The sequence below is a fragment of the Flavobacterium sp. genome, assembly GCF_028712645.1.
GTDB lineage: Bacteria > Bacteroidota > Bacteroidia > Flavobacteriales > Flavobacteriaceae > Flavobacterium.
This window is the reverse complement of sequence record NZ_JAQTPQ010000106.1, coordinates 1-11,430: the sequence shown is the minus strand read 5'-3', so window position 1 is coordinate 11,430 and position 11,430 is coordinate 1. Positions and strand designations below refer to the sequence as shown.

General features: G+C 31.5%; 13 protein-coding genes and 1 pseudogene. 5 read left to right on the top strand and 9 right to left on the bottom strand.

The genetic code is table 11. The features are described 5' to 3' along the window. Nucleotides 1-314: 314 nt before the first annotated feature. The gene (locus PHC28_RS09665; protein ID WP_300099283.1) at nt 315-1,694 is read right to left on the bottom strand and encodes a phage integrase SAM-like domain-containing protein; all 1,380 of its coding nucleotides are present in this window, start codon (nt 1,692-1,694) and stop codon (nt 315-317) included. 474 nt (nt 1,695-2,168) lie between these two features. Between PHC28_RS09665 and PHC28_RS09660 the strand changes: the two genes are divergently transcribed. Next, on the top strand, nt 2,169-2,939 hold the full coding sequence (locus PHC28_RS09660; RefSeq protein WP_300099281.1) for a hypothetical protein: 771 nt from the start codon (nt 2,169-2,171) through the stop codon (nt 2,937-2,939). Nucleotides 2,940-3,052: 113 nt separating this feature from the next. On the opposite strand, the gene PHC28_RS09655 is transcribed toward PHC28_RS09660, so the two are convergent. After that, nucleotides 3,053-3,430: a heavy-metal-associated domain-containing protein gene (locus PHC28_RS09655; RefSeq protein WP_300099279.1), complete on the bottom strand. Its 378-nt coding sequence runs from the start codon at nt 3,428-3,430 to the stop codon at nt 3,053-3,055. A gap of 108 nt (nt 3,431-3,538) precedes the next feature. Between PHC28_RS09655 and PHC28_RS09650 the strand changes: the two are divergent. Beyond that, nucleotides 3,539-4,406 (top strand): annotated as a pseudogene (locus tag PHC28_RS09650) (DMT family transporter). Nucleotides 4,407-4,485: 79 nt separating this feature from the next. Here PHC28_RS09650 and PHC28_RS09645 read toward each other — a convergent pair. Both PHC28_RS09645 and PHC28_RS09640 read right to left on the bottom strand, forming a co-directional pair. Further along, entirely contained in the window at nt 4,486-5,901 is a 1,416-nt protein-coding gene (locus tag PHC28_RS09645; protein WP_300099277.1) for a pitrilysin family protein, read from the bottom strand. Between the two features lie 13 nt (nt 5,902-5,914). After that, nucleotides 5,915-7,240 (bottom strand): pitrilysin family protein, encoded by a 1,326-nt coding sequence (locus PHC28_RS09640; protein ID WP_300099275.1) that lies wholly within the window; start codon nt 7,238-7,240, stop codon nt 5,915-5,917. A gap of 268 nt (nt 7,241-7,508) precedes the next feature. Here PHC28_RS09640 and rplU point away from each other — a divergent pair, with 268 nt between their 5' ends. Both rplU and rpmA read left to right on the top strand, forming a co-directional pair. Further along, nucleotides 7,509-7,934, top strand: coding sequence for a 50S ribosomal protein L21 (gene rplU / locus PHC28_RS09635; RefSeq protein ID WP_290867283.1), 426 nt, complete (start codon nt 7,509-7,511; stop codon nt 7,932-7,934). A 23-nt stretch (nt 7,935-7,957) separates the two neighbouring features. After that, complete coding sequence (rpmA, locus tag PHC28_RS09630) at nt 7,958-8,224, top strand: 50S ribosomal protein L27 (RefSeq protein ID WP_133276499.1); 267 nt, start codon at nt 7,958-7,960, stop codon at nt 8,222-8,224. Nucleotides 8,225-8,368: 144 nt separating this feature from the next. Here rpmA and cysK read toward each other — a convergent pair whose 3' ends face one another. From cysK to PHC28_RS09610, 4 genes are all read right to left on the bottom strand, one after another. After that, nucleotides 8,369-9,280 carry a cysteine synthase A gene (gene cysK / locus PHC28_RS09625; protein ID WP_300099269.1) on the bottom strand — a complete coding sequence of 304 codons (912 nt, stop codon included), beginning with the start codon at nt 9,278-9,280 and terminating at the stop codon, nt 8,369-8,371. Nucleotides 9,281-9,337: 57 nt separating this feature from the next. Continuing rightward, entirely contained in the window at nt 9,338-9,661 is a 324-nt protein-coding gene (locus PHC28_RS09620) for a hypothetical protein (protein ID WP_300099266.1), read from the bottom strand. A 133-nt stretch (nt 9,662-9,794) separates the two neighbouring features. After that, the gene (locus PHC28_RS09615; protein ID WP_300099263.1) at nt 9,795-10,130 is read right to left on the bottom strand and encodes a hypothetical protein; all 336 of its coding nucleotides are present in this window, start codon (nt 10,128-10,130) and stop codon (nt 9,795-9,797) included. 23 nt (nt 10,131-10,153) lie between these two features. Beyond that, a complete protein-coding gene (locus tag PHC28_RS09610) occupies nt 10,154-10,714 on the bottom strand; it encodes a hypothetical protein (RefSeq protein ID WP_300099260.1) in 561 nt (186 codons plus the stop codon). Nucleotides 10,715-10,815: 101 nt separating this feature from the next. Here PHC28_RS09610 and PHC28_RS09605 point away from each other — a divergent pair, with 101 nt between their 5' ends. After that, nucleotides 10,816-11,001 carry a helix-turn-helix transcriptional regulator gene (locus tag PHC28_RS09605; protein WP_300099257.1) on the top strand — a complete coding sequence of 62 codons (186 nt, stop codon included), beginning with the start codon at nt 10,816-10,818 and terminating at the stop codon, nt 10,999-11,001. A gap of 184 nt (nt 11,002-11,185) precedes the next feature. Here the strand turns inward: PHC28_RS09605 and PHC28_RS09600 are convergent. Then, nucleotides 11,186-11,430: adenosylhomocysteinase (locus PHC28_RS09600; protein WP_300099254.1), on the bottom strand; the 245-nt coding region annotated here is incomplete at its 5' end.

The window sequence follows — 11,430 nt, the reverse complement described above, 5'->3', positions numbered from 1 at the left end:
AGCAGGGGGTAGATGATTGAAAAGGAAAACGAGTTATAAAAGAGGCATCCCCCCTTGTTGAAAAATGTTTTTTCTTGAAATCTTTTGAAAATTTTATTTTTTTTCTTTCACTGGTAGAGAGAATTTGTACCCTATTACAGTGGTTTAATCTAGTATAGTAAAACATCTCTGTTAAGTCAGTTCTGTTGGATTTTTTATTATGGAATCTCAATGTTTACCTAGGTTGTTTGACAAAATAGTAAACTGTCACTTCTTTAAAAAAGTAATATTATAGATTAAAGGTAAAGGTGACTTAATGATGGTTGTCCTTAAATTTAGTTGGTTGTTCCATTTTTTACAATTCTTAGTTGGGGTTTTTTATCTTTGTGTAAATCTTCATAAAAATGTCTGAACAGGTCGGCATTAGAATCCTTGTCCTCACGCTTGTTTATGTAGGTTAAAAATAAACTTTCTTTTGAATGTCCTGTAATATTTATCAAAACTGCTGTTGGTATTTTTTTATAATAGTTAGTGGCAAAAGAACGCCTAAATGAATGTGATGCCATTAAATCGTATTTTGGATACATTCCATATTCTTTGCGATTGGTTTCTGTGTTTAATTTTGTTCCCTCAACTATAGTGTCAATTCCAGCTAGCTTACAAACTATTTTTGTCAAAACATTTAGTTTTTGATGTTGTAGTTTTTTTGGAAAATGATTTTCTATAATGTCTATTACGTGCGGTGCGATAATTCCAATAGTTACGCTTTTATTGGTCTTTTGTTGTATTATGTCTAAATAAATATTGTTGCCTTTCTGTCTTATATTTTCAGCTGAGATGTTCAATAAATCTCCTCCACGTTGTCCAATTTCGCAACCTATTAAAATCCAATTTCGTGCGTTGTCTAATGTTTCTGGTGTTAGAGAAATATTTTTTGTGAGCTCTGGATTTTCCTTTTTAAACTCTTTAAGTTTTTCCAAATCTGTAAAATCAGCATTTTTTATTTGTTCCAGCTCCTCAAACGATAAAGTTTGTATGTAACGGTCGTTTTCACTTTCTCTAAAATGCTCGATTGTTTTTGAGTATGGGGTTACTGGGATTTCATTTTTTTCTGCATCGATGCAAACTGTTTTCAAAATCTCTAATTGTTTACCTGAATAGTTAGTAGAGTATTTTTTAGTATTAACAAGCCAATTTGTGAACTTGTCAACAAATGGTTTAGTAATCTCTATAAACTGAATTTGTTTTTTGATAGTGGTTTGATATTCCGCAACAATGTTCTTGAATAAAGTGTAGTTTTTTATTGTACTCGCACTTAATCCAATTTTAAACCCACCGTTTGTTTTGACTTTGCGAGTGTTTGCATTATCGATAATGTGTTGAATGTGGTTAATCAATAAGCCAGCATCGGTTTTTATTACTCGGCTAAAGCAATCATTTATTTGTGTTTCGAGCCAATATGAATCAATTAAAGTTCCGTTAGCTAAATCTTTGTTGAGGTTTTGCAAAACAAATGTTTCTAACTTTTTGAGATTGGCGGACAGCAGTTTGTTCTCGGGTTTGGTTTGTTTAGGGAAATTAGTTTCGCTCCAATCTTTTGTGTTTATTGAGAATCCCGTTTTTTTCTTAAGCGAAACAAATTGACTAATTGATACACGTATGTAAATTTGTGCATTTTCGGTTTTACTTTGAAGTAAGAATTTAACTTTTGCCATAATTCGAATATTTTAATAGTCAAATTTAGTCAATTTTTTGAATTAAAAAAATAATCTAGTCAGTATTTAGTCAGTATTTAGTCAATAGCATTAAATGTGGTTCAATTTTATTCAATATAAATTTAGATTTATATATTTGCTTAAGTATTGATTTTATTAGTATTTATGATTTGTTTGGTAGTGATTAATTAAGTTTTTAAAATCTTTAAATTGCACTGATAGGAGTGTAGGTTCGAGTCCTATTACCCGCACCAAAAAAGCTTCTCCAATCGAGAAGCTTTTTTTATGCAATTTGTTTAGAAAATTATTTAAAAATTGATTTAAAAACCATATTTACTAGTGGTTTTGGTTAATAAGATGTTTACATAATATTGAAAGGCAAAGGTTTAATTAGTGAAATTTACTATATTTTTACACCCTAAATAAAGAGAAAACCCAGCTCCATTTTAGCCATTCTCAATCCAAATTTTCGTAATGAAAAAGAAAGCGTTTATGATAACTTTACTATTGGCATTTATTGGATGTGTTTTGATAGGACTTTCAATCTTTTTTGTATATCAAGGAAGTTTTTATGCCAATGAAAAATCTGCAAAGGCAAAAAAAGAACTTGAAGTAGCTACTAAAGAAATAGAATCTTTAAATCAAGAATTGAAAGAAAAAATAATTGCAGTTGCTGAATCTGAAAACAGACTTAAAAAGTTTAAATCAGAATCTTTTAGTCAGATTGCTGGTCAAAATTTACCGGTTATAGAAATAACAAGTACCGATCTTGGAGAAGGAGCTTCTATTGAAGGAAACCACAAAAAAGTGCATCGATTAATGTATAGTCATCAAATAAAATTTTCTATTTTAAATGTTGGGAAAAGCTCATTGAAAGATGTTATTTTTTCAATTAAAGATATTTATAATGGCCCTAAAGACAAACGAAAAAATAAAAAACCATCAGGGAATCACTATTATATGGGACAGCCAATTAATGATGATGAAATTGGCACCTATGAAAATATTGAGGTAAGCACATTGAACCTCAAATCAAAGAAAATGATCTACACCAGTAATCTTCCAAGCAGTTTTGGAGTTGGTGATTATTCGTATCACGTGATTGTAGAATGGAATAACGGTTTTTATCAAATGAATGTCAATATCGAAGAAATTGACGGTAAATTAAAATTCAAATATCAATTTTTTGATGTGAATGGAAAAGAAATTGATTTTAAAAGTCTAGAAGACAACATTAATAATTAAGCTTATTAATTCTGTAATTAATCCAACTAACAGAATATTCTATTAAATTTTCTACAAGAATTTTGTTTTCACTGTTAATGAATTCTTCTGCATTCAGCAAACATTTGCAAGATTTACGATTTCATATTCGAAACCTTGTATGTTTTTCCATCTCCTGTGGCTTCAACAACTTTAGCAATGTTATCAGGATTTAAAATAGTTTTGTCAAAAGAAATAGTTGCTGATTTTTTTTCAAAATCTACAGATGCTTTTTGCACACCGTCAAGTCCATTTAATTCTTCTTCAATTGTTTTTGCACAACCTATGGCACAAGTCATTCCGTCAATGGTGAAACTAGCAGTTTGAAGATTTGCACTAGCGATTTCCTTTTTTACTTTTGGCGCATTTGTTTCAGTTGCAGACTCTGAAATAGCATCGTTAGTTTTTTCTTTACATCCTACAAACAAAAGGCTTGTAAGTGTTACCATCAAAATTGATTTGGAAAAGTTCATTGTAATTTAATTTTAAAGATTCATCATCTTGTTATAGGGGATAAAATTAATGAAAAAAAACAATGGGAATTCATAAAATTATTACAATTTTGAGCCAAATTTTCGTTTATGAATTCAAAACAGCTAAAATGGGTTTATTTAATTGTCCTTTCCTTGATTTGGGGAAGTTCCTTTATATTGATAAAAAAAGGATTGATAGGTTTAACCGCGATGCAATTGGGCTCTTTACGAATCCTATTTGCCGCAATCTTTTTGATGATAATAGGGTATAAAAGTTTGTCTAAAATTCCAAAAAATAAATGGAAATATATTGCACTAACTTCATTACTTGGCACATTTATTCCAGCCTATCTTTTTTCTATTGCCGAAACAGAAATTGACAGTTCCATTACCGCAATTTTAAATGCATTAACCCCTTTAAACACCCTGATTTTAGGAGCTCTTTTTTTTTGGAATAAGTTTTCAAAAAAGACAAATATGGGGAGTTTTTATTGGACTCATTGGAAGCATTCTTTTAGTTCTAAATGGAGCGATTAATCATCCTGGACACAACTATTATTATGCAATATTAGTTATAATTGCAACCATTTGTTATGCTATAAACGTAAACCTCATCAAGAGATTCCTATCTGATTTGAGCCCTTTGAGTATAACGACAGGAAATTTTACCGTTCTTTTTTTTCCTGCTTTTTTGATTTTGTTTTTTACTGGCTTTTTCGAAGTTATACATTTAGTAAATGTACAGCGTTCTGTTTTATTTATTTTGATATTAGGAGTTATAGGAACAGGAATAGCGAATGTTCTTTTTTTTAAACTGATACAAATGTCATCACCAGTTTTTGCCACTTCAGTAACTTATCTTATTCCTATTATTGCTTTTTTTTGGGGATTGTTAGATAATGAAATGCTCACACCTGTGCAGTTTCTGGGCGCGTTTATCATTTTAATTGGAGTTTATTTATCTGCTAAGAAGTAGTTTCTCATATATATTCTAAAAAATAAAGACTGTCTTAAAAATCAGTCTTTATTTTATTACTTTTTATCATCGCTGGTTGTTAATTCAAAACAGGTTTTTCAGTAGGATTCCCATATTTATCAAAATAAAAAATGGGGATTTTCAAGGTTTCCAAACCAGGAATTACCTCCGAACCCTTTCCTGCAATTACAATTCGGGTATTATCGATAAGAAAATATTTGTTAGCGGCACGTTTTACATCTTCGGAGGTTACAGCATTTATGGTTTTGATATAATTCTCATAAAAATTCTCCGGAAGATCTTCTGTTTCAATATTCAATGCATATCGCGCTACGGCTTGAGGCTGTTGAACCTTCATCACAAATCGCCCGATGTAACCTGCTTTTACGTTTGCAAGCACTTCATCACTTACATTCTCAGTTCTAATTCTTTTAATTTCCTTGATAAATTCAACAACAGCACTATCTGTTACTGAACTTCTTACTGCAGATGATGATTTCATTTTTGTTACATATTTACCAGCTCCAATAATTGCATTAGCTCCATAAGTCCAGCCGTGTTCTTCCCTCAAATTCATATTCAAATAACTATTGAAGTCACCACCAAGAATATAGGTTGCTATTGCAGCTGGGAAGAAATCAGGGTCACTCATTTTTAAATGTATTGTGTTTACCAATGAAATTTCGGATTGAACGGCATTAGGAACATCAACAAAATTAATTTGAGTAAAAGAAACATCTTCTGGCTTGTCATAAATTAGTTTTGGAATACTTCTTTTTTTCCAAGAACCAAATAATTTTTCCACAACAGGCTTAACATTATTAAATTTTACATCGCCAATGATTACCAAATAAGCATTTTCGGGTACAAAATAATTTTGATAATTAGCTTCAATGTCAGCAAGAGTAACATTATTGAGCGTTTCCTCGGAAGTAAATTCACCCGATGGATGTTGTTTTCCAAAAGTTAAAGCATTAACAACTCTATTGGCAATTGCTGGAACACTTTTTTCATTCGCCTTAATACCTTCTAACATTTTTGCTTTTTCCTTATCAAATTCAGCTTGAGTAAAATTAGGATTCAAAGCACCATCGGCCAGCATCTCTAATATTCGACCAGCATATTTAGATAGTGAACTTGCAAAAGCTCCTTGGGAACTAAAACTCATATCGGCACCAAAAAAATCTAACTCTTCATTAAAGGCTTCTTTAGATGTGTTTTTTGATCCATTCCCAATTAATCTACTGCTCAAATCATCAACTCCTTTTTTGTTTTTTTCGGCAAATGGAGCATTATCTAAAGTAAGATTACAGATAACTCTAGGCAATTTATGATCTTCGACAATCATTACTTTTAAGCCATTTCCCAATACAAATGTTTGAGGCTTTTTGATATTTATTACTGGAGCGTTTCCAGGTTTGGGTTGCGGGCGGTATTGTGCTTGCATAATTCCGGATAAGAACAAAATGAATAATAGAATGTTTGTTTTTTTCATAATTTGGACCGTCTTAGTTTTGAACTTTTTCTGTAACGGGAACATAATCCAAAATCAATCTTTGATTTGGATTTAAATATTTTTTGGCAACATCTCTAATTTCTTCTCGAGTGATTGAATGAAAAAGTTCAACCTCAGTATTAATTAAATTTACATTACCATATAACAAATAGTATTTCGCCAAGTTTTCAGCAATTCCCTCCACATTTGCATTGTGGTTTACAAATTGATTGTCAATTATATTTTGTAATTTTTCATACTCTTTCTCAGAAATTAATTCTGTTTGCAATTTTACAATTTCTTCGTCTATCTCATTTAATATAGTTGTGGTAGTATTTTCTCCAAGCGGAAGACTATAAATAATATACATTCCGTAATCTTCTTGACTATAAGTAAATGCACCTATTTGTAGCGCCATTTTTTTATCATCAACAATTTTTTTATACAATTTAGAGCTTTTGCCGTCACTTAATAAAGAAGAAATCATTTCTAACACTCTTGCATCTCTAGTTTTCATCGAAGGAGTTCGATAAGAAGTAACAAGCATAGGAATCTGGATATTTGGATCTTCATATCTGGCTTTAATGGTTTGTGTTATTGGCTCTTCCGTAAAAATTTGTTTTTTCAAATTTTCGCCACTTGAAATTGTACCAAAATAGTTGCGAATCCATTCCTTGGCTTGTTTTTTATCGAAATCACCCGCAACAACTAAAACAGCGTTGTTTGGGGTGTAGAATTTTTTATGAAAAGCTTGAAATTCTTCTAAAGTGGCGGCATCTAAATGTTCCATTGAACCAATGGTTGACCAACGATATGGATGGTTTTTGAACATATTTTCTTTTACAACGGCAATATAATTTCCGTAGGGGCGATTATCAAAAACTGTTCTTTTCTCTTCTTTTATAACTCCGTTTTGAGTATCAACTCCAATTTGATTGATTACAGGATGCATCATTCTTTCAGATTCCATCCAAAGTCCCAATTCTAAATTATTCGAAGGAAAAACTTCGTAATAATAAGTTCTGTCATCCGAAGTGTTAGCGTTATTTATTCCTCCATTAGAAGACACCATCTTGAACCACTCACCTCGTTTGATGTTTTCGGTTCCTTCGAACAATAAATGTTCGAAAAAGTGAGCAAATCCAGTCCTTTCTGGGTTTTCATCTTTCGAGCCCACATGATACATTACCGAAGTTATTACCACTGGTGCTGAAGGGTCGTTATGCAAAATAACGTGCAGACCATTTTCTAAATTATATTCTTCGAAAGCTACTTTCTGGGCCTGAGCAATTCCTCCAAGCATTAGCACAGTACTTAACACCATTATTGATTTTTTCATGAGGATTAATAAAAATTTTATTTGCAATTGGTAAAATAACAACAATTATTGTTACATCAAAAATACCTTTTTTTAATTATGTATAAAACATCAATCTGATTATTGGTAAAAATTTAACGCTTTTCATCTAAAATAAAACCTTTAAACCATTGGTAAATAGCTGAAAATCTTGATATAAAACAATTCAATTATTTTTTTGGAGAACTAATTGCAGAATAAATATTTAATTGTATATTTGCAACCTTAAAAATTTATAAAACAATTTGTTATGTATGCAATCGTAGAGATAGCAGGGCAACAATTCAAAGTTAGCAAAGACCTAAAGGTTTACGTTCACCGTTTGGCAAATGAAGAAGGAACAAAAGTTTCTTTCGACAAAGTTTATTTGTTAGACGACAACGGTACAATCACAATAGGCGCCCCAGCTATAGAAGGTGCTTCAGTAGAAGCCAAAGTGTTACAACACTTAAAAGGAGATAAAGTAATCGTTTTCAAAAAGAAAAGAAGAAAAGGTTACAAAAAGAGAAACGGACACCGTCAGTATCTTACTCAAATTGTAATCGAAGGTATTACAGCATCAGCCCCTAAAAAAGCGGCTGCCAAAAAAGAAACTGTTGAAGTTGCCACTGAAGAAGTAGCTGCTCCAAAAGTAAAAAAAGCTCCAAAAGCTAAAAAAGAAGAGACACAAGAATAATAACAATATAAAACTTATACGTCATGGCTCACAAGAAAGGTGTCGGTAGTTCCAAGAATGGTAGAGAATCAGAATCAAAACGTTTAGGCGTTAAGATTTTTGGTGGACAAGCTGCTATTGCTGGAAACATCATCGTTAGACAAAGAGGTTCAAAACATAATCCAGGTGAAAACGTTTACATTAGTAAAGATCACACCCTACACGCAAGAGTAGATGGAGTTGTTCAGTTCCAAAAGAAAAGAGATAATAAATCATACGTTTCTATACTTCCATTTGAAGTTGAAGCATAATTGATTTTCTCAATAATTAGAAAACCCGTTTCGTGAGAAGCGGGTTTTTTTGTTTCCTTCACCCCAACCCTCTCCAAAGGAGAGGGAGCCGAGAGGTAAATTAAATACTGGTTAAAATATTTTTCCAGTTCATAGATTTTAAGGTTAAAACAACCCTTCGATAGATAAATATCTTTCGCCTGTATCATAATTAAACGTTAGCACAACCGCTCCGTCGGGAATTGTTTCCAGTTTTTTGGCTACAGCTGCTAGAGAAGCCCCTGTTGAAATTCCCACGAGAATACCTTCTTCTTTAGCAATTCTTTGAGCATATTCAAATGAATTCTCTTTTGTTACTTGCACCACTTCATCAATCAAGTCGGCACGATAAATAGACGGAACAAAACCTGCTCCAATTCCTTGCAAAGGATGTGGGCCAGGATTTCCGCCACTTAAAACCGGTGATAATTCGGGTTCAACAGCAATTATTTTGATATTTGGAAATTTAGCTTTCAATACTTTTGCTACCCCCGTAATGTGTCCACCTGTTCCAACGCCTGTGATGACATAATCTAGTCCACCAGGGAAATCGGCAATAATTTCTTGTGCTGTAGTTCTTTCGTGAACTGCAACATTTGCTGGATTGTCAAATTGTTTTGGAGACCAAGCGTTTGGAGTTTCCAATACTAATTCGGCAGCTTTTTCAATTGCTCCTTTCATTCCTTTTTCGCGAGGCGTAAGTACAAATTCGGCACCATAAATTTCCATTAATTTTCTGCGTTCCACACTCATAGAATCAGGCATTACCAGAATAACTTTGTATCCTTTCACGGCTGCGACCAATGCTAAACCTATTCCCGTGTTTCCTGAAGTTGGTTCAATAATTACACTTTTGGAATTCAATAATCCTTTGCTTTCAGCATCTTCTATCATCGCCAAAGCGATTCTGTCTTTGATGCTGTTTCCTGGATTCGATTTTTCTAATTTAATCCAAACTTCTTTTTTGTTTCCAAACAACTTGTTGATTTGAACCACAGGAGTGTTTCCAATGGTTTCTAAAATGGTCTTTGCTTTCATATTTGTTATGTTGTGATTCGAATAGTATATTTTTTGCTTTTTTAAGCAATGGCTAATTTACGTAAAAATATTTTGGGGATTAAATTGGTGTTGAAACAAAAAAAATCCTGGACTTATGAAAGTTAGGAGTTTTGAGGTTTTATGTTTATGAAGTAGTGAATTAGTGAATTGCCCATATATTTTTGAATCTACTTTGGTGTAGTTTTCTTCTCTGTAGGCAGGTTCTTGAAAGTTTTTATGATGTTTTTCTAACCTTTCGATTATTTCGGGATTTGTAATTTCATTGTTTTGCTCAATAACTTCCACATCAAAAGCTTTCAAAATTTTTTTGATAATGGTAATTTGAGAAATGTCTTTTATGTTTACAGTAAGTGTAGTCATTATGATAAGTAATCAATTAAAATACAAGGATATAAAATATTTCAGGTTATTGTTGTGAGCTTGGTTGTTAAAAAAAACTCCTAGACTTTTGGGAGAATAGGAGTTTTGAGGTTTTATGAAATACTATTTTTATTTACTCTTGTATTTTTTCAAAATCTCTATAATCACCAACTAATATTTCATCAACTAAAAATCCTTCTCCAAAATAAACTATTTTATTTTTTTCATCAGTCCAAGCTAAATTATATATATTGTTGTTTGTATTGTCACGAAATGTAATTTCTAAATTTAAATTATGTTGTTCGTCTTGAAACCAAGTTGTTTTATATTTTCCTGTAAATTTTCCAACATAATTCTCTATAATGTTTGCGCTTTCTGTTAGATTTACTGAAGTTTTGTTATTTGAAAACTCGCCTAATAAATTGCCGTAAATTGTTTGCTTAAAATAAAATCTTCCCAAGATGCTCATAAATTAATGTTTTTATTCGAATGTTATTGTCTATAGCCTAATTTTTTTTGAAAATTTTTCCAATCATCTAGTATGTTGAAACTTTGACTTTCTTCAAGTTCACCATCAATGCCTTTTGCATTAAGTTTATAGGTAATTGTTAAACTTACAGGAGTTCTTTCCATCAAATCTTTTGGATATGGACCGTAAGTTTTAATATTAAATGTTCTTACTGTATTTGGTTTCCATAAATCTTTGATACTAATGCTTGAATCTGTACTTCCAAATCCTTCTTCTGTAAAAGTTTCTCCATTTTCAAATGTTACTTTAATTTCAGAATTAAGATTAAATTGATTGAATGCGGTATCTGAATTGTTTTTTATAGTAATGTTTTGAAAATGTGAAAAATGAGTCTGATAGGAAACCATAATGCTTCCACCAGTGTTTTCCGTATAATAAAATTCAGATTTTGATGAATTAACAATTTCAAAGTTCAATTTTGGTTCTAAATTTTCTTCAATAATTTCGTTTTCATTTTGATGAACTTCTTTTTTACAACTAATTGTTAGTAATAGGACAGAGAATATAATAAGTACTTTCTTCATTTTTTTGATTTTTATTAGATTCAAATGTAATAAAAATTCTATTATATAGTGTACTTTATTTTAGAGTACCACAAAAAATACAAATTTTTGAGATTTGGGGTATGGAAAATTCTTTAGAAAATCTCAAATTACCTGAACTGGAAGCAATAGCATTGCGATTGAAAGAACTGCGAAAATTAAAAGGTTATTCCAATTATGAGCACATTGCCTTTGAGTTAGGAATGAGTAGGTCTGCCTATTGGAGATTGGAAACAGGAGCAAATTTTGAGTTGAAAAACCCTTATTAAAATTTGTAGATTATTAGAAATAAGTTTAGAAGACTTTTTTAAAGGAATCAATATTCCAACTTCAAAATAAGAGTTTGTTAAGAATGAATTTTAAATACAAAATCATTTGGCTTTTTACCAAACAAAAAACCCTCACATTGCTGCAAGGGTTTCCATCTTAATACTTAATACTAAAATCTTAATACTAATACCTGTAATACTCCGGTTTGAATGGTCCTTCAACAGGAACTCCAATGTAATCCGCTTGATCCACACGCAAAGTTTCCAATTCAACACCTAGTTTCGCCAAGTGCAACATGGCCACTTTTTCATCTAAATGTTTAGGTAACATATACACGTCATTGTTGTAAGCTGCGCTGTTTTTCCACAATTCGATTTGAGCTAGAGTTTGGTTTGTAAATGAGTTACTCATTACAAAACTTGGGTGAC